Raw genomic sequence first — 22,968 nt, forward strand, 5'->3', positions numbered from 1 at the left:
AATAGCACGAACCCGGTCACTTTTCTTTGGTCGGTGTGCTGTCGGTGATATCAAAACGCAGTACGCCGATGACTTGACCGTCTTCAGTCAGCACCCGGACCTGCCATTTGCCGACCGGATTACCGGGGAAATTCTGCTTGTGGGTCCACGCGCGGTAGCCTTCCTTGCGCCCGCCGTGGATGTCCAGGGCAATGCGGTCGACCTCTTTGCCGTTGAATTGCCAGACGTGATAAATCCGCTCGTCGAGGCCACGCGGGGCGTTGATCGCGGTGTAGGCGTACAGCCCGTCGGCACGGATCTGCGCGGCGCTGACTTCGTCCAGGCTCTTGCCCGGGGTGCGGTCCTGCAGTTGCGTGCTGATCGCCACGTCGGTCATCCACAGCGTCGCTGGCGGCACCCACGAACGCAGGACCCAGCCCACACCACCGATGCCCACGGTGATACAGAGAATCGCCAAGGCGTTGCGCACAGTGCGGATCGGGAAGATCGAAGCCAGGCTGGGGAAAGACAACAGCACCGCGATGCCCAGCGCATATTTGAAACTCTGCGAGGTGGTCAGGTGCATGATCACCGGCAATGCGGTGAGCAGGGCGGCGAACAGGGTCAGCGTATGCAGCGCCAGGAACGCCCAGCGCCGTGGCGCCAGCCACTTGTAGTACAGCGGGTCGATGATGGAAATCAGCGCGGCGATGCCCAACAGCCCGGTGAAGAACAACTGGCCGCTGTTCCAGGTGGTGGTGACGAAAAAGAACGGCAGAACGAAAAACAGACTTTCCTGGTGAATCATCTGCGTCGCGTAACGCAGCAGTGGCTGGGGAATTTCCCGCTTGAAGATCCGGGTGAACAGCTTGGTCAGGCTGTTTTCCAGCATCAGCCAGACCCAGCTGATCAGCATGATGGTGGTGATCCAGCTCGCCAGACCCTGTTGCCGATCCACCAGAATGAAACTGCCGACCCCGGAGATAAAACCACCAAGCGCGATGACCCCAGGGTAGCGCTTCATCAGTTCGAGGATGCGCTGTACGAAAAGGGTCAGGGTCGGCATTCGGCGGGTTCACAGTAGTCGTAGGAAAAATCCTCGACAGGTTACCGCTGGCGGGGCGGTGTGGCGAGCATCCGAGCGTGTTTGGACGGTGAATCTCATGAAGCCAAAAAGATCGCAGCCTGCGGCAGCTCCTACATTGGAATGTGTACTCCTGTAGGAGCTGCCGCAGGCTGCGATCTTTTAGCGTCTGCGATAAAACTGCCAGCCCGCCAATACCACCACGATCAGCCCCAACACCCCGGCAATCAGCCACAGCACCTGATCATCACCGAGCAACGGTTTCTCGATCCGGATGTACCCCGGCTGCAGGAGCAGTTCGCGCATGGCCTTGTTGGCTTCCGCAAGGCTGACCGATTGCAGCTCACTGGCCGGGTTGGCGAAACGGCCGTCCTCGTAGTCGCCGATGGCACTCCAGTAGTAGTCGGCCAGCGCACTGTTGCCTTGCACCGCCCAGGACTGGCGGGCGATGGCGGCCTGCTTGAGGCGGTTGAAGGTCTCGGCGTTCAGGCCGTCCTTGAGCAAGCCGGCCTTCAATTCATCCAGGACCTTTAGCGCTTCGTCGACGTCGTCGCGCTCAAGATCGGCATTCAGGCTCATGAAGCCCACACCGCCGAACACCTCGCGCTCGGCCCACGGCCCATAGGACAAACTGTGCGCCAGGCGCAACTGGCGATAGAGCGCCCAGTCCAGATAGTCCTTGAGCAGGTCGAAGGTCTGGTCGTGCTGATCCTCCAGTACCGGCTCCGGAACCAGCCAGTGCAACTTGGCGCTATCGCCGATAAAGCCGCGAATCAGATTGCGCTCATGGGCGGCGCTGGTCTTGATTTGCGGCAGTTCCGGGTGGTCGCTTGGATCGATCGGCTTCAACGCACCGTAGGTCCGCTCCAGATAGGCCGGCAGCAGGCGATCGAGATCGCCGACCACGATCAGTGTCATGTTGTTGGGCGCGTACCAGTCCTTGCGCACCTTCTCCAGTTGCGCGCGGGTCAGTTGATCGACCTGGGCGCGCTCGGAGCACTTGAGACCCAGTTCGACGGCCAGTTGATTGCTGGCGGTATGGCCCAAATCCTGGCGGTCCAGCCAACGCTGCAAATGCGAGTAATGGCCGCCGTCTTCGCGTTCGACCACTTGCTTGGCGGCATTGACGGCGTTGTCGTCGAATTGGGTCTGGGTCAGCAGGTCCAGCAGCAGATCGAGGACTTTGCGCTGGTTTTTCGCCGGGGCCTCGATCACGAATGTGGTGTCGGCGTTACTGGTGTAAGCGTTCCACTCGCCACCCAGCGCCTGCATGCGCTCCTCCAGGCCGCCTTCGCCGCTGGCGTCGATGCCGCTGAACAGCAGGTGCTCGAGAAGGTGCGGCAGTTCCTTGTCGGCACAGCTGAAGTCATCGATACCGACACCCACCACCAGCCGAATCGCTACATGCCCACGGTCGACACCGGGCTTGAGCAGCAATTGCAGGCCATTACGCAGGGTGTAGCCCTCGACCTGGAAGCGATCCAGGGCAAGAGAGGGGAGAGAACCCAGCAGTAGACAGGCGAACAGCAGGCAACGCATAACGAGCTTCCAGGCAAACGATTGGAGATCCGTGTCGTCAGTCAGGCCGTCTTCGCGAGCAGGCTCGCTCCCACAGTGGATTTGCGGCGTTCACAAAACCCATGTGGGAGCGAGCCTGCTCGCGAATGGCCTTCAAGTCGAACCCATGTTACTGACTGATCGCACCGCCAGACGTTCAAGGCGAATGCGTAATGTCAGCCATATCGTCCACCGCCAGCGCACCGGTTTCCGAGGTTTCCAACACCACATAGGCACTGCTGCAGAACAGCGAATTCAAACGTTTCATGTCGGCGATCAGCTCAAGGTGCAGGGAGCTGGTCTCGATACTCTGCACGATCTTACGTTGCAAACGACTGACATGCGCATGGGCCAGGCGGCGTTCCTGTGCGCGAAAGCGACGTTTCTCGCGCAACAACTGCCGGGCGCTTTCCTTGTCGGCACTGAGAAACACCGACAATCCCAGCCGCAGGTTGGCAATCAGTTGACTCTGCAACCCCGCCAGTTCTTCCAGCCCCACCTCGGAAAACGAGCGGCGCTGGGAAGTTTTCTGCTGCTGAACCTTGCGCAACATGCGTTCGATCAGGTCGCTGGCCAGTTTCAGGTTGATCGCCAGCTCGATGATCTCGGCCCAGCGCCGGCTGTCCTGGTCGCTGAGGTCTTCCCGGGGCATTTGCGCCAGATAGAGTTTGATCGCGCTGTAGAGCGATTCCACATCATCGGTCAGGCGGCGCACTTCCTGGGTGACAGCGGTTTGCTTGCCGTGCAGCACGTCCTGCATGGCTTCGAGCATGTTGTCGATCAGGTCACCCATGCGCAGGGTTTCCCGCGCCGCGTTGGCCAGTGCGAGGCTGGGTGTGACCAGCGCCGTCAAATCAAGGTGGCGGGGTTTGGCCGTGCCGTTGGCTTGCGGGCGCTCCGGCAGCACCCAGGCGCAGAACCTGGCCATCGGCCCGACGCTGGGCAACAGGATCAGACAGCGCGCGGTGTTGTAGAGCAGGTGGAAGCCAATGACCATTTCCTGAGGACTGAAGTCGAGGCTGTCGATCCAGTGCACCAGGGGGTCGAGCACCGGAATGATCAGCAACAGGCCGATCAGTTTGTACAGCAGGCTGCCCAAGGCCACCTGACGCCCGGCGGCGTTCTGCATGCTGGTGCTGAGGAACGCCAGCACACCGCTGCCGATGTTGGCGCCAATGACCAGGCCAAGGGCCACCGGCAGGCCGATCACCTTGGCGCCGGCCAGGGTCGCGGTCAGCAGCACGGCCGCCAGGCTGGAGTAGGAAATCATGGCGAACAGCGCGCCCATCAGGGCATCGAGCAGGATGTCGCCGGTCAGCGAGGCAAAGATCACCTTGACGCCTTTGGCGTGGGTGATCGGGGCGGCGGCCTCGACGATCAGTTGCAGCGCCAGAATGATCAGCCCCAGGCCAATCGCCACGCGGCCCATCTGGCCCAGACGGGTCTGTTTGCGCGACAGGAAGAAAATCACCCCGATGAAAATCAGCAGCGGCGACAGCCAGGACAGGTCGAAGGTCAGCACCCGCGCCATCAGCGCCGTACCGACGTCGGCCCCGAGCATGGTCGACAAGGCCGGGGTCAACGCCATCAGGCCCTGACCGACGAAGGAAGTCACGAGCATCGCCGTGGCGTTACTGCTCTGGACCATCGCCGTCACCGCGATCCCCGAGAGAAAAGCCAGCCAGCGTTTGGACATGTTGCGGCCAATGACATGGCGCAGGTTGGAGCCGTACACCCGCAGGATGCCGGTTCGGACGATGTGCGTGCCCCAGATCAGCAAGGCCACGGCTGAGAGCAAATTGAGCAGGGTGAGCATGACGGCCCCCTGTGGTGGTAGCGCCCCAAAGGAGCAAGTTGACGGTACCGCGACGTTCTACGTTTTGTACTTAAGCTGTAGTTGGCTAACGGTCTGGGCGCCAGCATCGCATAGCTAAAGTCGTCTTTGAAACAAAACTGTCATGAAAACAGCTTCATGCAGGCGTGAAAAAGGGACCCGAAGGCCCCTGGAATTCGCTTTCTGTAGGAGCGAGCATGCTCGCGATGGGTGAGTGGTCGCCATGGGTGTCAGGTGCCCAGCGTCAGCGTTGACGACCATCGCGAGCATGCTCGCTCCTACAAAGGGTTTTGCGTTACTGGCCGGGAATGTCCTTGCGCAGTTTCACCGGATCTTGCTGCTGCTTCTTGCGGGCAATGGCGGTGCGCATCTTGATGTTGATCGCTTCCACCGCCAGCGAGAACGCCATGGCGAAGTAGACGTAGCCTTTTGGCACGTGAACGTCGAAGGATTCGGCGATCAGCACGGTACCGACGATCAGCAGGAACGCCAGTGCCAGCATTTTCAGCGACGGGTGCTTGTCGATGAACGCGCTGATGGTGCCGGAAGCCCACATCATCACCAGTACCGCCACGATGATCGCCGCGACCATGACCGGTACATGGGAGACCATGCCGACAGCGGTGATCACCGAGTCCAGGGAGAACACGATGTCGATGATCGCGATCTGGACGATGGTGTAGAGGAAGTTGCCGCCCTTGCCACTCGGCTCGTCGTTGGTTTCGTCTTCACCTTCCAGCGCGTGGTACATCTCCTGGGAGCTTTTCCACAACAGGAACAGGCCACCGAAGAACAGGATCAGGTCGCGACCGGAAATACCCTGGCCGAACACTTCGAACAGGTCGGCGGTGAGGCGCATGACCCAGGTGATCGACAGCAGCAACAGAATCCGCGTCACCATGGCCAGCGCCAGACCGAAGATTCGGGTGCGCGCCTGCATGTGTTTGGGCATGCGGCTGACCAGGATCGAAATCATGATGATGTTATCGATACCCAGGACGATTTCCAGGGCGGTCAAGGTAAAGAAGGCAACCCAGATTTCAGGGTTGGTCAGCCATTCCATGTGTATTCCTTTGAGCGAGTGTTAAACCACAAAGGGTCCAGGCTTCAGACTGCGAAGCCGGGACCCCGGGTGGCGAGTCTTTGGATTATAGAGTGCTGAACAGCGGGAAAATCCCCATCAGCAACGCGGCAACCAGTATGCACATGCACACCAGCACTGCCCACTTGAGGGTAAAGCGCTGGTGATCACCGAAATCGATACCGGCCAGGGCCACCAACAGATAGGTCGATGGTACCAGCGGGCTCAGCAAGTGGACGGGCTGACCGACGATCGAGGCACGTGCCATTTCCACGGCGGTAATGCCGTAGTGGCTGGCGGCTTCGGCCAGTACCGGCAACACGCCATAATAAAATGCATCGTTCGACATGAAGAAGGTGAACGGCATGCTCACCAGCGCCGTGATCACGGCCAGGTACGGGCCGAGGAAGTCCGGGATCACCGACAGCAGGCTTTTCGACATCGCGTCGACCATGCCGGTGCCGGAAAGGATGCCGGTGAAGATACCGGCGGCAAAGATCAGCCCGACCACGGCCAGCACGCTGCCAGCGTGGGCCGCGACGCGGTCCTTCTGCGCTTGCAGGCATGGATAGTTGACGATCATCGCGATACTGAAGGCCACCATGAACAGCACCGGCAGCGGCAACAGGCCGGCGATCAGAGTGCACATCAGCGCCAGGGTCAGGGCACCGTTGAACCAGATCAGATTCGGACGACGGGCATCCGGGAACTGCGAAACGGTGATTTCGCTGTGATCGATCTCATCGCCCACCAGGTGCAGCTCACCCAGACGCGCACGTTCACGCTTGCCGTAGAAATAGGCGATGGCGAGGATGGCCACGACACCGGCAGCCATCGCCGGAATCATCGGCACGAAGATCGCCGAAGGGTCGACATGCAGCGCACTGGCCGCACGAGCGGTCGGGCCACCCCATGGGGTCATGTTCATCACGCCACCGGCGAGGATGATCAGGCCGGCCATGATCCGCGGGCTCATGCCGATACGGCTGTAGAGCGGCAGCATGGCGGCGACACAGATCATGTAGGTGGTCGCGCCGTCACCGTCCAGGGAGACGACGAGGGCCAGTACGGCCGTACCGACCGACACTTTTAGCGGGTCACCCTTGACCATCTTGAGGATCTTGCGCACGGCCGGGTCGAACAGGCCGGAGTCGATCATCAGGGCGAAGTACAGAATGGCAAACATCAGCATCACGCCGGTCGGCGCGAGCTTGGTGATGCCTTCGAGCATCATCGGGCCGATTTTCGGGCCGAAGCCACCAAACAGGGCGAAGACGATCGGGATGATGATCAGAGCGATCAGCGCGGACAGGCGCTTGGTCATGATCAGGAACATGAAGGTGATGACCATGGCAAAGCCAAGGAAAGTCAGCATGGGAATACTCCAGGCGTAGCGCAGCTTAGGGAATGGGCGGACCGGGTGGGATCAGCGCAAAACGGGAAGCACGAGGCGTACGGGTGGAGTTGTGGCGAAGCGGCGGGTAAAGGACATCAGGGTCACCATTGTTGTTGTTAAATGGACCTGGCGAGCAATCGAACGCTCGCATTGGCCAACCGGTCTATTGCCGGCAGTGGAGGCGATCCTAATCGGGGAAGCTTTCAGCCAGCTTTCGCCAATGAAAGGGTTGACCGGAAGTACGACCGGTCGTCGGACGGGGTAGGGGCAGGGAATGAGACCGAGTTGAATTCATCGCGAGCAGGCTCGCTCCTACAGGGGACCTGGGTGGTGCACAAATCACTGTAGGAGCGAGCCTGCTCGCGATGGCGCCCGTAAGAACGCATCAGGAGGAAAAGGTATGCCTGACATCCACACCGGCGGCTGCCATTGCGGACAGCTGCGCTACCAGTTCAGCGGCCCGCTGCAAGACATCGCCCACTGCCATTGCTCGATTTGCCGAAGGGTCAGTGGCGGCATCGTGACCACCTGGATCACCGTCCCCTCATCGGCCTTCCAATGGCTGGCGGGCACGCCATCGCGGTACGACTCTTCATCCACCTGCGTGCGATATTTCTGCGGCCATTGCGGGGCGCAGCTGGCACTGACGACCCACCTCAGCCCCGAGAGTATCGATGTGACCATCGCCACCCTCGACCATCCAGAGCAAGCGCCGGCCGAGCGCCACATCTGGACCGACAGCCGCCTGCCATGGCTGCATCTGGACGAGCATCTGCCCGAGGAACCGGAAGAAACCCTGTAGCCTGATCAAAAAATAGACAGGTCCAACGGTCGAATCGCGCCCATCCAGATCGCGTGATCGCGGTGGTCCAGCAGATCGTTGCCGGTATCGGGATGCAGGAACACCACCAGCCCCTTGCGGTTGAGCGCCAGCCACGGCAGCACTTCGCCGATCAGTTCCGGGCCGAAGGCCAGCTGGCAACTCCAGTCCGGATGCGGGCCCACAGGGCGCTCGTGCATGCGACCCATCTTCAGCGGGAATAACTGCGCCGCCTGCTCGCACAGCGTGCGCGCCTGATCGATGGTGGCGGCATCGAAATAAACATGGGCGTGATAACCCTTGATCGTTTGCATCTGGAGCCCTCTGAATCGGTTCGAACCCTCGTTGTTACCTGCATGTCACACACCATATAGGCGACAAACAAGGAACTGCGCCATGAAAAATGCCGAAACGCCGGTGGTGAAAGTAGTGCTCTATGGTGCCATGAGTAGCCTGGGAAGCGCCCTGATGGCTGAATTGCTGCGGCGCCAGCATGAAGTGATCGCCATTCTCGATGATTTGAACGCCCTCGCACCGCGGCCTGGCCTGCGCACCAAGACCGGCAATCTGTTCGAGGCTGAACGGGTCAAGCAAAGCGTCGCTGGCAGCTCGGCGGTCATCTGCCTGCTGGACTCGCCCGGGTTGCCGCTTAACAGCGAATACGTGGAAAAAACCATTGTGCCGGGGCCGGTCGAGCAAGTGCTGGCGTCGGATGCGTTGATCGACGGGATGCTGGCCGCCGGCATAGGCCGGTTGTTTCTGGTGGGCAATTTCGAGGTTCTGGATGATCCGGACACCTTTGATCCGCTGCAACGCCACGCCGCCGAGGAAATCCGCGAAGCGCTGCAAAGCAGTGCCTTGCAGTGGACACTGGTGAATGCGCCGCGAGGCGTGCCCGGCTTGACCATTGAACATTTCAGCCAGACCGGGGGCACCCTGGAGCCCGGTCTTGCCGAACCGCTGGAGCGGCTGATGCGCACGGCGGTGGGGATTGCCGATGAATTGCAGTTGAACCTGCACGTCGGTGAGCACGTGGACTTCGTCGCGATCTCTTGATGTTCAAACCGCAATCGAAGGAAACGACAAGCCATTGAGCGACTGCGCACTGCTGGCCTGTTCAGCCATCACCCAATCGACAAACCGCTGGATCAACGCCCCGCGCCGTTTGCGCTGGGGCAGTACCACGTAGTATCCGAGCCGCGAAATCACGGTCTCGGCAATCGGCCGGCACAACAAGCCTTGCGCCAGCAAGTTATCCACAAGGTGCCGCCAGCCGATCGCCACGCCCTGGCCGCCAATCGCCGCCTGAATCAACAAGGTGTAGTTGTCGAAACGCAATTGACCCGGGGCAGGGGGCGAGGTGATCCCCAGTTCGCGAAACACGCCGCTCCAGTCAAACCAGTTGCTGCTGTATTCACCGCGCAGGTGCAGCAGCGGGAACTCCAGCAAGGCGTTGGCCGGCAAGGGCAGGGTGCGTTCATTCAATAGCTGCGGGCTGCACACCGGAAAGACTTCCTCGCTGAACAACCAGTGGCTTTCGCCCTGTTTGAAGCGACCATCGCCGAACAGCACGGCCACATCAATATCGGTGCGCAACATGTTGTGGCTGCGCTCGCTGGTCACCAGGCTGACATCCACTTGCGGATTGGCCGCGTGAAAACGGTGCAGACGCGGCATCAACCAGTAGGCGGCGAAGGCAAAATCGGTCGCCACCTGGAGGACTTCGTGTTGCTGCTGTGCGCTGATGGCGCTCAATCCTGCGTCGATATTCTGCAAACCGAGCTGAACCTGCTCGAAAAGGATCATTCCCGGCTCGGTCAGTTCGATGCCGCGATAAATGCGGTCGAACAACCGGGTCGCCAGTTGCTCCTCCAAGCGCTTGATCTGCTGGCTGATCGCCGGCTGCGTGGTACCCAGCTCTACCGCCGCCGCCGTGAAACTGCGATGCCGCGCTGCCGCTTCAAAGGCGCGGAGCAGATCGAGAGACAGGTCACCGAGGGCGTCATACATAAGCTGTGCTTATCCTAGTCATTGCCGCGCATGGGCTTTACCGCAAAGAGCGGGGATTTCATTCTCGATCCCAGCACTCTCGCATAAACGTCCACTATGGAATGCCGCGATCACATGAAGCGCAAGAACATTCTTTTCATCATGGCCGATCAAATGGCCGCGCCAATGTTGCCGTTCTACGGTCCTTCGCCCATCAAGCTGCCTAATTTGAGCCGCCTCGCCACCCAGGGCGTGGTGTTCGACTCCGCGTACTGCAACAGCCCGCTGTGCGCGCCGTCGCGTTTCACCCTGGTCAGCGGCCAGTTGCCGAGCAAGATCGGCGCCTTCGACAACGCCGCGGATTTCCCCGCCGATGTACCGACCTATGCCCATTACCTGCGCCGCCTGGGTTACCGAACCGCGCTATCGGGCAAGATGCACTTCTGCGGCCCGGACCAGTTGCACGGCTACGAAGAGCGCCTGACCAGCGATATTTACCCGGCCGACTTCGGTTGGGCGGTGAACTGGGACGAACCGGACGTGCGTCCGACCTGGTACCACAACATGTCATCCGTACTACAGGCCGGTCCTTGTGTACGTACCAACCAGTTGGATTTCGACGAAGAGGTGGTGTTCAAGGCCCAGCAGTACCTCTTCGATCACGTTCGCGAGGACGGCGATCAACCGTTCTGCCTGACCGTTTCGATGACCCACCCACATGATCCGTACACCATTCCCAAGGCGTTCTGGAATCTGTACGAGGATGCCGAAATTCCGTTGCCGGTGACCCCCGCTCAACAGGATCTGGACCCGCACTCCCAGCGTTTGCTCAAGGTCTATGACCTGTGGGAAAAACCGCTGCCTGTGGATAAGATTCGCGACGCTCGCCGCGCCTACTTCGGTGCGTGCAGCTATATCGACAGTAACGTCGGCAAACTCCTGCAAACTCTCGAGGAAACGGGGCTGATCGATGACACCATCATCGTCTTCTCTGGCGACCACGGCGACATGCTGGGTGAGCGCGGCCTCTGGTACAAAATGCACTGGTATGAAATGGCGGCACGGGTGCCCCTGTTGATAAGTGCACCGGGGCAATTCGGCGCCGGTCGAGTCAGCGCCTCGGTGTCCACCGCCGACCTGTTGCCGACCTTCGTCGAACTGGCGGGCGGCTCCCTGGAACCTGGCCTGCCGCTGGATGGCCGCTCACTGGTTCCGCACCTGCAAGGGCAGGGCGGGCATGACGAGGTATTCGGCGAGTACATGGCCGAAGGCACCATCAGCCCGTTAATGATGATTCGCCGTGGTGCCTACAAATTTATCTACAGCGAAGACGACCCTTGCCTACTCTTCGATGTGCACAATGACCCGAAAGAGCTGGAAGAACTCAGCCAATCGCCGCAACATCGCCAGCTGTTCGACGAATTTCTCGCCGAAGCACGGGCCAAATGGGACATACCGTCGATTCACCAGCAGGTGCTCGCCAGTCAGCGACGCCGGCGTTTCGTCGCCGAGGCGCTGACCCTCGGCAAGCTGAAGAGTTGGGATCACCAGCCACTGGTGGACGCCAGTCAGCAGTACATGCGCAACCATATCGACCTTGATGATCTGGAGCGTAAAGCACGTTATCCACAACCCTGCCAAAACCAATAATGTTAAGGGGAAGTCCATGCAACGGTTATCCACAGTACTGACGGTCGGGCTCCTGGCCCTGAGCAGTGCATCGGCGTACGCCGATCAATGCGAGACGGTGAAAATGGCGGATCCTGGCTGGAGCGACATCGCTGCGACCAACGCCATCACCGGGTTTCTGCTGGACGGCATGGGCTACAAGGCCAAGGTCGATACCCTCGCGGTACCGATTACCTTTGGCGGGCTCAAGGATGGCCAGGTGGACGTGTTCCTGGGTAACTGGATGCCGGCGCAGCAAGGTTTCTACGACAAATTCGTGGCCACCGGCGATGTCACGCAACTGGCCAAGAACCTCGACGGCACCGAGTTCACCCTCGCCGTACCGGACTATGTGTGGGACGCAGGTGTGCATAACTTTGCCGACCTGAACAAGTACGCGGACAAGTTCGACCACAAGATCTATGGCATCGGCTCGGGTGCACCGGCGAACATTTCCCTGCAGGAAATCATCAAGAAAAACGATTTCGACATGGGCCAATGGAAACTTGTCGAGTCCAGCGAACAGGCGATGCTGGCCGAAGTGTCCCGCGCGGTGAAGAAACAGAAGTTCGTGACCTTCCTTGGCTGGACGCCGCACCCGATGAACGTGCAGCTGAAAATGCACTACCTCAAGGGCGGCGAGAAATACTTCGGTGACACCGGTTCGGTTCATACCTTGACCCGCAAAGGTTATGCACAGGCCTGTCCGAACGTCGGCAAGCTGCTGACCAACTTGAGTTTCACTCAGGACATGGAGAACAGCATCATGGCCGAGGTGGTGAACAAGAAAGTCAGCAATGCCGATGCGGCCAAGGCCTGGATCAAGGCCAACCCGGCGGTGCTGGACAAGTGGCTCGATGGCGTGAAGACCGTGGATGGCAAGGATGCGTTGCCAGTTGTGAAAGCGAAGCTGTAAACCTGTGGGAGCGAGCCTGCTCGCGAAAGGCCCGTCAGATCCGAAATTTGTATCGACTGACACTCCGCATTCGCGAGCAGGCTCGCTCCCACAATGTCTGGTGCTGATACCCTTATGCAAAACCCCAACCGAGAGGCTTCATGGCCCTTCCCAGCCGCCATTCACTCTTCCCCTTTCTCAGCTGGTTGCCCCGCCAAACCCGCAGCAGTGTCGGCCGCGACCTGATCGTTGGCCTAAGCGGCGCGATTCTCGCGTTGCCGCAATCCATTGCCTACGCGCTGATTGCCGGTCTCCCACCGGAATACGGCTTGTACGCGGCGATCATCCCGGTGTTGATTGCGTGTCTGTGGGGCTCGTCCTGGCATTTGATTTGCGGTCCTACGGCGGCCATTTCCATTGTCCTCTACGCCAGCGTCAGTCCTCTGGCCGTGCCGGCGTCACAGGACTACGTCACCCTGATCCTGTTACTGACGTTCCTGGCCGGGATTTTCCAGTGGTTGCTGGGCTTGTTGCGCTTTGGCGCACTGGTGAACTTCGTTTCTCACTCGGTGGTGCTTGGCTTCACCCTCGGCGCGGCGGTGGTCATTGCCATCGGCCAGTTACCCAACCTGCTGGGGCTGGACTTGCCCAGCCAGGCCACCGCGCTGGACAGCTTCATCACGCTGTTCAGGCACCTCTCACAAATCGACAAACCCTCGCTGGCGCTGGGATTGGCGACGGTGGTGACCGGTGTGGTTCTCAAATGGCTACTGCCGCGCTGGCCGACGCTGTTGATCACCCTCGTACTGGGTTCACTGCTGGTCTGGCTCTGGCCGTCGATGTTCGGGCATGTGGCGCTGGTCAGCGCTTTCACCGGCAAACTGCCGCCCTTCAGCCCGCTACCACTGGACCTCGACCTGATCCTGCGCCTGCTGCCCAGCGCGGTGGCCGTGGGCATGCTTGGCCTGGTCACCAGCCTGTCGATTGCCCGCTCGCTGTCGGCGCGCTCGCAGCAATTGCTCGACGCCAATCAAGAAGTCCGCGCCCAGGGTTTATCCAATATCGTCGGTGCGTTTTTCTCAGGTTCCTTGTCAGCCGGATCTTTCACCCGCTCGGGCCTGAGCTACGAAGCGGGGGCCTGCTCACCCCTGGCGGGGATCTTTTCGGCGATGTGGGTAGCGTTGTTCGCGGTCTTCGGCGCGCAACTGATCGAACACATTCCGATCCCGGCCATGGCCGGCAGCATTTTGCTGATCGCCTGGGGCCTGGTGGACCATCGTGGCATTCGCGCGTTGCTACGGGTCAGCCGCGCCGAGTTCGTGGTCATGGCCCTGACCTGTGTCGCCACGCTGTTGCTGGAACTGCAGACGGCAATCTATGCCGGGGTGCTGGCGTCGCTATTCTTTTACCTCAAGCGCACCTCGCAACCGCGGGTGCAGCATGTGCGCGACGGTGATGAGGACATTTTGCGGGTGGGCGGTTCGATCTTTTTCGGCGCCAGCCACTACCTGCAAGTGCGCCTGCAGCGGATGCACGGCGCGCGGGTGGTGATCGAAGCGCAACAGATCAACTTCATCGACTATTCCGGCGTGGAAATGCTGCATCAGGAGGCGCGACGGCTGTTGCGCCAGGACCGCAGCCTGACGTTGCGCAGGGCGCGGCCGCAGGTGGTGGAAGAGTTGAGGAAGCTTGAAGGGGCGGAGAAGTGCCCGATCCGGTTTGAAGACTGAATACCATTTACTGTAGGAGCAAGGCTTGCCCGCGATAGCGGTCTCAAGGGCGCCATCGCGGGCAAGCCTTGCTCCTACAGGGGGCGTTACGCGGCCAGTTGTCGACGCAATTCGGCCAGCACCGGCGCCGTGTCCGGGCGCACGCCGCGCCACAGGAAGAAGGCTTCAGCCGCCTGTTCAGCCAGCATCCCCAAGCCATCCATCGACACCGCCGCGCCATGCTCGCTGGCCCAACGACAGAACGAGGTTGGCTCCTTGCCGTACATCATGTCGTAGCACACCGTTTTGCCCGGTTCGATCAGGCTGGCGGCAATCGGCGGCACATCCCCTGACAGGCTGGCGGACGTGGCATTGATGATCAGGTCGACCGATTCCTCCAGCCAGTCGTAGCCACTGGCCGATACCGGCCCCAGGTCACAGAACAGTTCTGCCAGCAACTCGGCCTTGTCCACGGTGCGGTTGGCGATGATCACCGATGCCGGCTGTTCGGCCAGTAATGGCTCCAGCGCACCGCGCACCGCGCCGCCGGCACCGAGCAGCAGAATGCGTTTGCCCTTGAGGCTGAACCCGGTGTTGACCGTCAGGTCCCGCACCAGGCCGGCGCCGTCGGTGTTATCGCCCAGCAAGGTGCCATCGTCGAGCTTGCTCAAAGTGTTCACCGCGCCAGCCCGCTGCGCCCGCGCGGTCAGGCTGTTGGCCAGGCGGAACGCTTCTTCCTTGAACGGCACCGTCACATTCGCGCCGCATCCCTCGAGGAAAAACGCCCGCGCAAAGTCGGAAAAGTCATCGAGCGGCGCCAGCGAAGCGCTGTAGTCCAGTTGCTGGGCGGTCTGCTCGGCGAACAGGCGATGAATCAGTGGCGACTTGCTGTGGCCAATCGGATTACCAAAAACAACATAGCGGTCCATCAACAATCCTCGTTCAGGCTTCGGCCAACCAGTCGCGGTCTTGCAGGAAGTACTCGGTCAGGCGTGCTTCTTCGCTGCCGGGTTCGGCTTTCCAGTCATAGCCCCAGCGCACTTGCGGCGGCAGGGACATGAGGATCGACTCGGTACGACCGCCCGATTGCAGGCCGAACAGCGTGCCACGGTCGTACACCAGGTTGAACTCGACATAGCGGCCGCGGCGAAATTCCTGGAACTCGCGCTGCTGCGCCGTGAAGGCATCGTGCTTGCGGCGCTGCACGATCGGCAAATAAGCATCGATGTAGGCATCACCAATGGCGCGCATGAAGGCGAAACTGGTGTCGAAGTCCCACTCGTTCAGGTCATCGAAAAACAGGCCGCCGATGCCACGAGGTTCGTGGCGATGCTTGATGTGGAAATAGCTGTCGCACCAGGCCTTGTATCGCGGATAGACATCCGGGCCGAACGGCGCGCAGGCCTGTTCGGCGACGCGGTGCCAGTGCACGCAGTCTTCGATGTTGCCGTAGTAGGGGGTCAGGTCGAAGCCGCCGCCGAACCACCAGACCGGCTCTTCGCCTTCTTTTTCGGCAATGAAGAAACGCACGTTGGCGTGGGAGGTCGGGACGTGCGGGTTGTGCGGGTGAATCACCAGCGACACGCCCAGGGCTTCGAAGCCACGCCCGGCCAGCTCCGGACGATGGGCGCTGGCGGACGGTGGCAGGCCGCTGCCGTACACATGGGAAAAGTTGACGCCGCCCTTTTCGATGACCGTACCGTCTGCGATCACCCGCGTGCGTCCGCCACCGCCGGCAGGCCGGGTCCAGGCGTCTTCGACGAAGCGGGTGCCGCCGTCTTCGGCTTCCAGCGCGGCGCAGATACGGTCTTGCAGGTCGAGCAGATAGGCTTTTACGGCCTCGGTGCGGGTAGTCATGGCATCACCTTGGATCGGGCAAAGCTACACGGCGTTCTAAAGGCCGGCGGCAAATTGCTGCACAGGATAACACCGCACATCACTGCGTCGCAGTTGACGAAGATCAACCTTAGGAGTTCGATAGGGCGCTTCGCATTTCCACAATCAGCATCGATCTCAGGAGAGAACAGATGGCAAAGCGTATCCAGTTCCGTGCCCATGGCGGCCCCGAAGTGCTCGAGTATGTGGATTACCAACCCGCCGCACCGGGTCCGAAGGAAGTCCGCGTGAGCAACAAGGCCATCGGCCTGAACTTCATCGATACCTATTACCGCAGCGGCCTCTATCCGCCGCCCTCGCTGCCATCGGGCGTAGGGTCGGAAGGCGCGGGCGTGGTCGAGGCCATCGGCAGCGAAGTCAGCCGATTCAAGGTCGGTGATCGCGTCGCCTACGGCAGCGGCCCGCTGGGTGCGTACAGCGAGTTGCATGTCTTGCCCGAGGCCAATCTGGTGCACCTGCCAGACGCCATCAGTTTCGAACAGGCTGCCGGCGTCATGCTCAAGGGCCTGACGGTCCAGTATCTGTTGCGTCAGACCTACGAACTCAAGGGTGGCGAGACCATTCTGTTCCACGCCGCTGCCGGCGGTGTCGGTTCCCTGGCCTGTCAGTGGGCCAAGGCGCTGGGCGTGAAGTTGATCGGCACCGTGAGTTCACCTGAGAAAGCCGCCCTGGCCAAGGCCAACGGTGCCTGGGCCACCATCGACTACAGCCATGAGAACGTCGCGCAACGGGTGCTGGAATTGACTGACGGCAAGAAAGTCCAAGTGGTGTATGACGGCGTGGGCAAGGACACCTGGCTGACGTCCCTCGACAGCGTTGCAGCGCGAGGGTTGGTGGTGAGTTTCGGCAATGCATCCGGTGCGGTGGACGGGGTGAATCTGGGGATTCTCGCGGCGAAGGGTTCGCTGTATGTCACCCGGCCGACTCTGGGGACTTACGCCAACAATGCACAGAATCTGCAGCGCATGGCGGATGAGCTGTTCGAGATGATCATCAGCGGCAAGCTGAAGGTGGATGTCAGTCAGCGGTTTGCGCTGGCTGATGCGGCGAAGGCGCAGACTGAGTTGTCGGCGCGGAGAACGACTGGATCGGTTGTGTTGTTGCCTTAAGGACGCCATCGCGAGCAGGCTCGCTCCCACATGGGTTATGTGTCGATCACAAATAACCTGTAGGAGCGAGCCTGCTCGCGAATGGCAGCAACGCGGTCTTAATCCGGGCGCACAACTCTGCCGGTGGCCAGATCGCGAATCACGCTCGGGTTCTTGCGCCCGCCCAGCAACCCGCCCAGCACCATATCCACCTCTCCCCGGAAATACTGCTCGACGCGAAGACGCGTGCGCGCCGCCGGGCGACCCTGTGGGTTGGCAGAGGTCGACACCAGCGGCCCGACCAGTGCACACAGCTCGCGCACCTGAGGATGATCGCTGACCCGCAGCGCCACCGTGTCATGAACGCCGGTAATCCACTGCGGCAGCAGGTTCTGATGCGGCACCAGCCACGTGTTTGGCCCCGGCCAGGTGCTGGACATGCGGTCCATCCACAGTTCAGGGAAATCCTCGAACAGGAAGTCGAACTGGCGAATGTTATCGGCGACCAGAATCAGCCCCTTATCCACAGACCGGCCCTTGATCAGCAACAAACGCTCCACTGCCTCTTCGTCCCATGGGTCGCAACCCAGACCCCAGACAGCTTCGGTTGGGTAGGCAAGCACCGCCCCGGCGCGAATAGCTCGTGCGGCTTGTTGCACACGCCAACTGTTGACCATGAATAAACTCTCCAGAATAAGGCTCTGCGCAGTTTACCGATCTTGTTTATAAAACCTAGCTCACGCGCGCAATCCATCGGCCGTTTTCGCAGACGGCGCTGCCCTCCATCTCCAGTTCAGTCAGCGCGATCAGTACTTTGGGCAAGGCCCAGCCACTGGCATCGGCCAATGCCTCGCTGGTGTGGGGCGCGGCGTGCAGCAAGGCCAATAGTGGATGACTTGCCGCCATGGCGGGGGCGGGGGAGAAGGACGGCTGCTGCCAGCCGCGCAGGGCTTCGAAGATATGCTCGACGGTTTCCACCAGCGCCGCACCATCGCGGATCAACTGGTGACAACCCTTGGCGCCCGGATGATGGATCGAGCCCGGAATCGCGTACACCTCGCGCCCCTGCTCCGCCGCCAGCCTGGCGGTGATCAGCGAGCCACTGGCCACACTGGCCTCCACCACCAGTACACCGAGGGACAGGCCACTGATGATGCGATTGCGTCGGGGAAAGTTGCTGGCGCTGGGGCCGGCGTCCAGGGGGAACTCGGACAGTACCGCACTGCCCGAGGCGATCATCGCGTCGGCCAGCCGTCGATTGCGCTGTGGATAAAAATTTTCCAGACCCGTACCCAGAACTCCGATTGTCTGACCACCGACATCCAATGCGGCCTGATGAGCGGCAGCATCGATACCCAGCGCGAGACCGCTGGTGATCACGAAACCGGCACTGGCCAGGCTGCGGGAAAACGCGGCAGCCGTGTCCATGCCCGGCCTTGAAGCGCGACGACTGCCGACCATCGCCAGCTGCGGTTTTTCCAGAATGCCGGGATCGCCCGCCACGAACAGCAGCGGCGGCGCGTCGCTGATTTGCGCCAGCAGTGCAGGGTAGTCAGGCTGGTCCCACATCAATAAATGCTGGGCAGGACGCTCTAGCCAGGCCAGTGCATGGCTGGCTCCATCGCGAATTTCAGGGCAACGCCGGGCCTCCGCACAGCTCAGCGGCAAGCCCAATGCACGCCAGGCGCTGGCCGGTGCGCTGATGGCTTTGGACGCTGAACCGAAGGCTTCCAGCAATTTCCTGAACCGCGCCGGGCCGAGTTCCGGCAAGCGGTGCAGACGTAGACGAGCTTCCAGTTCCGCAGGGGAAACCGGTGCAGCAGTAGGTAGCGACATGGATCATCCTTGATCGTTATAAGCCCGTATCCAGACGGGAATAAGCTGTGGATAACTCTGTTGGTAACTTGTGAAGCCTGCTTACGGATTTCGTACTTTATCCATCACCGCCAGCGAGCGCGAGGCGTTGAGCACCAGCCCGTAGCTGAGCTTGTCGTAGGTACGGAACACCATCAGCAGACCGGCGCGCTCATCGGGAATCTTCAGCGGCTGACCGGTGATCCGGTCGCGCACGGTTTCACCGGTTTTCATCACGGCCAGCACGTTGCCTTCGACCAGACCATCACGCTGGCCCTTGTTCAGCGTGACCACATCCAGCGCTCCGATCTGGGTAACGCCACGGGGTACGTCGATGATCAGGCCGTCGACCTGATCTTTCGGTGCGCTGGGCATGAACGTCGAGTTGATCGCGCGCTCTTCACTGCTGAACAAACGATCGCCCAGGCGCACTTCCTGGGTGGTGCGCTGCAAGGCCAGGGTGGCGACGTCACCTTCGGTGGCGACAATCTCGCCGCCACCGATGTCATCGGCATTGATCCCCAGAAATTCCTGGGTTTGCGGGTCGGTGTAGACCTTGCCCTGGCGGAAGATGCCGTAGACAGGTTGCGCCATGTCGAAGTGGCCACGAGCGAAGATGCGATCGCCCATGCCGCTGAGTACGCGTTCGGCATCACCGGCCACGATGTACGGCGCCTTGTCGAAATCTTCGGCCTTGTCGACGATGCGGTTGCTCAGCAGAAAGCTGTTGATAGATTTCAGCGGGATGCTCGGAATGGCATCGGCCACCGGGCTGCTGCGTACTTTCGGCGAAAGCTTGATGGTGCCGCGAGAAGCGCCACGATTGAGTGTCAGGCGAGGCTGACCGTTGACGTAGACCAGCGAAAGCGTGTCGCCGGGGTAGATGAGATTGGGGTTTTCGATGTGTGGATTGGCTTGCCACAGCTGCGGCCATTGCCACGGTTCACGAAGGAATTTGCCCGAGATCCCCCAGAGTGTGTCCCCCGAGACCACTGTGTATTGCTGTGGAAAACCTTCCTTGAGTTGCACTTGCCCGTGGGCCCAACCGGCAGAGACCAGAAGGAGCAGGGCGAGTAGTGATTTCCTCATGCGGTGAATCCCTTTATTATGTCCGTTCGCGTGAAACGCCAGAGCCGTCAGTGGCTCGCTCCCCACTTGCTTATGCATGGAAGGGAGCTACGTTTTACAACGGTAGCCTGCATCTTCGGACTCGCCAGGCACCGACCCGACCATACCTCACACGTGCATTCATCAAGCTTATGGCCATTTTGAACATCCTCGAATTCCCTGACTCGCGCCTGCGTACCATCGCCAAACCGGTGGCCGAAGTGGACGACGAAGTGCGTCAGTTGGTCGATGACATGTTTGAAACAATGTATGAGGCTCCAGGCATCGGCCTCGCCGCGACCCAGGTCAACGTCCACAAGCGCATCGTTGTCATGGACCTTTCCGAAGACCGCACCGAGCCGCGAGTGTTCATCAATCCCGAACTCGAGCCCCTGACCGAAGACATGGGCCAGTATCAGGAAGGCTGCCTTTCGGTACCGGGCTTCTACGAAAACGTCGATCGCCCGCAACGGGTCAAGGTCAAGGCGCTGGACCGCGACGGCAAGCCTTACGAACTGATCGCCGAAGATCTGCTCGCCGTGTGCATCCAGCATGAATTCGACCACCTCAACGGCAAATTGTTCGTCGATTACCTGTCCACGCTCAAACGCGACCGCATCAAGAAGAAACTGGAAAAGCTTCATCGCCAGAACGCCTGATGCCCCTCTTCAAAGGCTTGCCGCGGCAAGCCTTTTTCTTTTCAAGAAGCTTTGCAATAGAGAGCCACCCATGACCGAGCCACTGCGCATTGTCTTTGCCGGCACCCCGGAATTCGCCGCCGAACACCTCAAGGCCCTGCTGAGCAGCCCGTATGAGATCGTCGCGGTCTACACCCAACCGGATCGCCCGGCAGGTCGTGGGCAGAAGCTGATGCCGAGCCCGGTCAAGCAGCTTGCTCTGGAGAACAACATCCCGGTGCTGCAACCGCCCACCTTGCGCAACGCCGACGCTCAGGCCGAACTGGCCGCACTGAAACCGGACTTGATGGTGGTGGTCGCCTACGGCCTGATCCTGCCGCAGGTGGTGCTGGATATTCCGCGCCTGGGTTGCATCAACAGCCACGCGTCCCTGCTGCCGCGCTGGCGCGGGGCGGCGCCGATCCAGCGGGCCGTCGAAGCCGGTGACGACGAAAGTGGCGTGACCGTGATGCGTATGGAGGCGGGTCTGGACACCGGCCCGATGCTGCTGAAAGTCACCACGCCGATCAGCGCCGAAGACACCGGCGGCAGCCTGCACGACCGTCTGGCTGAAATGGGGCCGCCCGCCGTGATTCAAGCGATTGCCGGACTCGCCGCCGGGACGCTGGAAGGCGAGGTGCAAGACGACAGCCTGGCCACTTACGCACACAAGTTGAATAAAGACGAAGCCCGCATTGACTGGACTCGCCCTGCAGTTGAACTGGAGCGCCTGGTGCGCGCCTTCAACCCTTGGCCGATCACCCACAGCACGCTCAACGGCGAAGCCCTGAAAGTACTGGCCGCCAGCCTCTCGCAAGGCAAGGGCGCACCCGGGGAAATCATCGGCGCCAGCAAGGACGGCCTGATCGTCGCCTGCGGTGAACAGGCCCTGTGCCTGACCCGCCTGCAATTGCCCGGCGGCAAGGCGCTGAACTTCAGCGATCTGTTCAACAGCCGTCGCGAGAAATTCGCCATCGGTACGGTGCTCGGCCAAGCGGCGGACGCTCAATGAATCCGCGTCTGGCCGCCGCCAAGGCACTGGCCGCTGTACTCAGCGGAAAAGCCTCGCTCAACAGCTCATTGCCGACTCAACTGGACAAGGTCGAAGACCGCGATCGCGGCTTCACCCAGGACTTGGCGTTCGGCACCGCCCGCTGGCAACCGCGCTTGTCGGAGCTGGCGGCCAAGCTGCTGCAAAAGCCGTTCAAGGCCGCCGATGCCGATGTCGAGGCGCTGATGCTGGTCGGTCTCTACCAGTTGCTCTACACCCGCGTGCCGGCCCATGCCGCCATCGGCGAAACGGTCGGTTGCGCAGACAAGCTGAAAAAGCCCTGGGCCAAAGCCCTGCTCAACGCCGTACTGCGCCGCGCCCAACGGGAAAGCGAAGCGCTGCTGGCGGAGCTTGAGCGCGATCCGGTGGTGCGCACCGCTCACCCGCGCTGGCTGCAAAAATCCCTGAAGGCGTTCTGGCCGGAGCAGTGGGAGGCGATTTGCGCGGCCAACAATGCGCACCCACCGATGATTCTGCGGGTCAATCGTCGCCATCATTCTCGTGACGCGTATCTGCAGTTGCTCGTTGAGGCCGGCATCACCGCCAGCCCATGCGTTTACAGCCGCGATGGCATCATCCTCGACGCGGCCGCCGACGTTCGCAGCCTGCCAGGGTTCGCCGAAGGCTGGATCAGCGTGCAGGACGAAGCGGCGCAACTGGCCGCCGACCTGCTCGATCTCGCGCCTGGCCAGCGGGTGCTGGACGCTTGCTGTGCGCCGGGTGGCAAGACTTGCCACATCCTCGAAGCCGAACCGGCACTGGCCGGCGTAGTGGCGGTGGATCTGGAGGCCAAACGCCTGGTGCGGGTGCAGGAAAACCTCGATCGCCTTGGCCTGAACGCCGAACTGATCGCCGCCGACGGCCGTGACACTCAGGCCTGGTGGGACGGCAAACCGTTCCAGCGCATCCTGCTGGACGCGCCGTGTTCGGCCACCGGCGTGATTCGTCGGCACCCCGACATCAAGCTCACCCGCCAACCGGACGACATTGCCGCGCTGGCGCTGCTGCAAGGCGAGTTGCTCGACGCCATGTGGAAAACCCTGGAAGTCGGCGGCATCCTGCTCTACGCCACGTGCTCCACCTTGCCGACCGAGAACACTGAAGTCATCGAAGCGTTCCTCGCCCGCACACCCGGGGCCCGTGAGCTGGACCTCGCCACCGCAGCGGGCATCAAGCAGCCCCATGGCCGTCAATTGCTGGCCCAGGAAGGCGGGCACGACGGGTTCTATTACGCCAAGCTGATCAAGATCGCCGCCGCGCGCGGTTAAACGGATTCAATGGAG

General features: G+C 61.1%; 21 protein-coding genes. 9 read left to right on the plus strand and 12 right to left on the minus strand.

Going from position 1 to position 22,968, the window contains the following annotated elements:
• Window positions 1-16: 16 nt before the first annotated feature.
• The 5 genes from DKY63_RS19660 to DKY63_RS19680 form a co-directional block, all read right to left on the minus strand.
• Window positions 17-1,045 carry a DUF5924 family protein gene (locus DKY63_RS19660; RefSeq protein ID WP_110965607.1) on the minus strand — a complete coding sequence of 343 codons (1,029 nt, stop codon included), beginning with the start codon at window positions 1,043-1,045 and terminating at the stop codon, window positions 17-19.
• 180 nt (window positions 1,046-1,225) lie between these two features.
• The gene (locus DKY63_RS19665; RefSeq protein WP_110965608.1) at window positions 1,226-2,602 is read right to left on the minus strand and encodes a M16 family metallopeptidase; all 1,377 of its coding nucleotides are present in this window, start codon (window positions 2,600-2,602) and stop codon (window positions 1,226-1,228) included.
• 175 nt (window positions 2,603-2,777) lie between these two features.
• Window positions 2,778-4,436, minus strand: coding sequence for a Na/Pi cotransporter family protein (locus DKY63_RS19670; protein WP_110965609.1), 1,659 nt, complete (start codon window positions 4,434-4,436; stop codon window positions 2,778-2,780).
• Between the two features lie 313 nt (window positions 4,437-4,749).
• Window positions 4,750-5,517 carry a TerC family protein gene (locus tag DKY63_RS19675; RefSeq protein ID WP_110965610.1) on the minus strand — a complete coding sequence of 256 codons (768 nt, stop codon included), beginning with the start codon at window positions 5,515-5,517 and terminating at the stop codon, window positions 4,750-4,752.
• Window positions 5,518-5,602: 85 nt separating this feature from the next.
• Window positions 5,603-6,910, minus strand: coding sequence for a CitMHS family transporter (locus DKY63_RS19680; protein ID WP_110965611.1), 1,308 nt, complete (start codon window positions 6,908-6,910; stop codon window positions 5,603-5,605).
• 421 nt (window positions 6,911-7,331) lie between these two features.
• Here DKY63_RS19680 and DKY63_RS19685 point away from each other — a divergent pair, with 421 nt between their 5' ends.
• Window positions 7,332-7,733, plus strand: coding sequence for a GFA family protein (locus DKY63_RS19685; RefSeq protein WP_110965612.1), 402 nt, complete (start codon window positions 7,332-7,334; stop codon window positions 7,731-7,733).
• A gap of 5 nt (window positions 7,734-7,738) precedes the next feature.
• Here DKY63_RS19685 and DKY63_RS19690 read toward each other — a convergent pair whose 3' ends face one another.
• A complete protein-coding gene (locus DKY63_RS19690; protein ID WP_110965613.1) occupies window positions 7,739-8,065 on the minus strand; it encodes a DOPA 4,5-dioxygenase family protein in 327 nt (108 codons plus the stop codon).
• A gap of 82 nt (window positions 8,066-8,147) precedes the next feature.
• Here DKY63_RS19690 and DKY63_RS19695 point away from each other — a divergent pair, with 82 nt between their 5' ends.
• Window positions 8,148-8,807 (plus strand): NAD(P)-dependent oxidoreductase, encoded by a 660-nt coding sequence (locus tag DKY63_RS19695; protein WP_110965614.1) that lies wholly within the window; start codon window positions 8,148-8,150, stop codon window positions 8,805-8,807.
• Window positions 8,808-8,810: 3 nt separating this feature from the next.
• On the opposite strand, the gene DKY63_RS19700 is transcribed toward DKY63_RS19695, so the two are convergent.
• Complete coding sequence (locus DKY63_RS19700) at window positions 8,811-9,761, minus strand: choline sulfate utilization transcriptional regulator (protein WP_110965615.1); 951 nt, start codon at window positions 9,759-9,761, stop codon at window positions 8,811-8,813.
• Between the two features lie 114 nt (window positions 9,762-9,875).
• Here DKY63_RS19700 and betC point away from each other — a divergent pair, with 114 nt between their 5' ends.
• From betC to DKY63_RS19720, 3 genes are all read left to right on the plus strand, one after another.
• Entirely contained in the window at window positions 9,876-11,390 is a 1,515-nt protein-coding gene (gene betC / locus DKY63_RS19705; RefSeq protein ID WP_110965616.1) for a choline-sulfatase, read from the plus strand.
• A 16-nt stretch (window positions 11,391-11,406) separates the two neighbouring features.
• Entirely contained in the window at window positions 11,407-12,324 is a 918-nt protein-coding gene (choX, locus tag DKY63_RS19710) for a choline ABC transporter substrate-binding protein (RefSeq protein ID WP_110965617.1), read from the plus strand.
• 140 nt (window positions 12,325-12,464) lie between these two features.
• Complete coding sequence (locus DKY63_RS19720; protein WP_110965618.1) at window positions 12,465-14,033, plus strand: SulP family inorganic anion transporter; 1,569 nt, start codon at window positions 12,465-12,467, stop codon at window positions 14,031-14,033.
• Window positions 14,034-14,119: 86 nt separating this feature from the next.
• Here the strand turns inward: DKY63_RS19720 and aroE are convergent, their stop codons facing one another.
• Entirely contained in the window at window positions 14,120-14,941 is an 822-nt protein-coding gene (aroE, locus tag DKY63_RS19725) for a shikimate dehydrogenase (RefSeq protein ID WP_110965619.1), read from the minus strand.
• Window positions 14,942-14,954: 13 nt separating this feature from the next.
• Window positions 14,955-15,869: an oxygen-dependent coproporphyrinogen oxidase gene (gene hemF / locus DKY63_RS19730; protein ID WP_110965620.1), complete on the minus strand. Its 915-nt coding sequence runs from the start codon at window positions 15,867-15,869 to the stop codon at window positions 14,955-14,957.
• A gap of 170 nt (window positions 15,870-16,039) precedes the next feature.
• On the opposite strand from hemF, the gene DKY63_RS19735 reads away from it, so the two are divergent.
• The gene (locus DKY63_RS19735) at window positions 16,040-17,017 is read left to right on the plus strand and encodes an NADPH:quinone reductase (protein ID WP_110965621.1); all 978 of its coding nucleotides are present in this window, start codon (window positions 16,040-16,042) and stop codon (window positions 17,015-17,017) included.
• Between the two features lie 98 nt (window positions 17,018-17,115).
• Here the strand turns inward: DKY63_RS19735 and DKY63_RS19740 are convergent, their stop codons facing one another.
• The 3 genes from DKY63_RS19740 to DKY63_RS19750 form a co-directional block, all read right to left on the minus strand.
• Window positions 17,116-17,673 carry an L-threonylcarbamoyladenylate synthase gene (locus DKY63_RS19740; RefSeq protein ID WP_110965622.1) on the minus strand — a complete coding sequence of 186 codons (558 nt, stop codon included), beginning with the start codon at window positions 17,671-17,673 and terminating at the stop codon, window positions 17,116-17,118.
• A 55-nt stretch (window positions 17,674-17,728) separates the two neighbouring features.
• The gene (dprA, locus tag DKY63_RS19745) at window positions 17,729-18,832 is read right to left on the minus strand and encodes a DNA-processing protein DprA (protein WP_110965623.1); all 1,104 of its coding nucleotides are present in this window, start codon (window positions 18,830-18,832) and stop codon (window positions 17,729-17,731) included.
• A gap of 81 nt (window positions 18,833-18,913) precedes the next feature.
• Window positions 18,914-19,939: a LysM peptidoglycan-binding domain-containing protein gene (locus DKY63_RS19750; RefSeq protein ID WP_110965624.1), complete on the minus strand. Its 1,026-nt coding sequence runs from the start codon at window positions 19,937-19,939 to the stop codon at window positions 18,914-18,916.
• Between the two features lie 170 nt (window positions 19,940-20,109).
• Here DKY63_RS19750 and def point away from each other — a divergent pair, with 170 nt between their 5' ends.
• From def to rsmB, 3 genes are all read left to right on the plus strand, one after another.
• Entirely contained in the window at window positions 20,110-20,616 is a 507-nt protein-coding gene (def, locus tag DKY63_RS19755) for a peptide deformylase (RefSeq protein WP_110965625.1), read from the plus strand.
• Between the two features lie 70 nt (window positions 20,617-20,686).
• Entirely contained in the window at window positions 20,687-21,646 is a 960-nt protein-coding gene (gene fmt, locus DKY63_RS19760) for a methionyl-tRNA formyltransferase (protein ID WP_110965626.1), read from the plus strand.
• Window positions 21,643-22,953: a 16S rRNA (cytosine(967)-C(5))-methyltransferase RsmB gene (gene rsmB / locus DKY63_RS19765; protein WP_110965627.1), complete on the plus strand. Its 1,311-nt coding sequence runs from the start codon at window positions 21,643-21,645 to the stop codon at window positions 22,951-22,953. Before fmt ends, rsmB begins: the two co-directional genes overlap by 4 nt.
• Window positions 22,954-22,968: the final 15 nt, after the last annotated feature.

Origin of the sequence: Pseudomonas putida, from assembly GCF_003228315.1 — a bacterium.
Classification (GTDB): Bacteria; Pseudomonadota; Gammaproteobacteria; order Pseudomonadales; family Pseudomonadaceae; genus Aquipseudomonas; species Aquipseudomonas putida_S.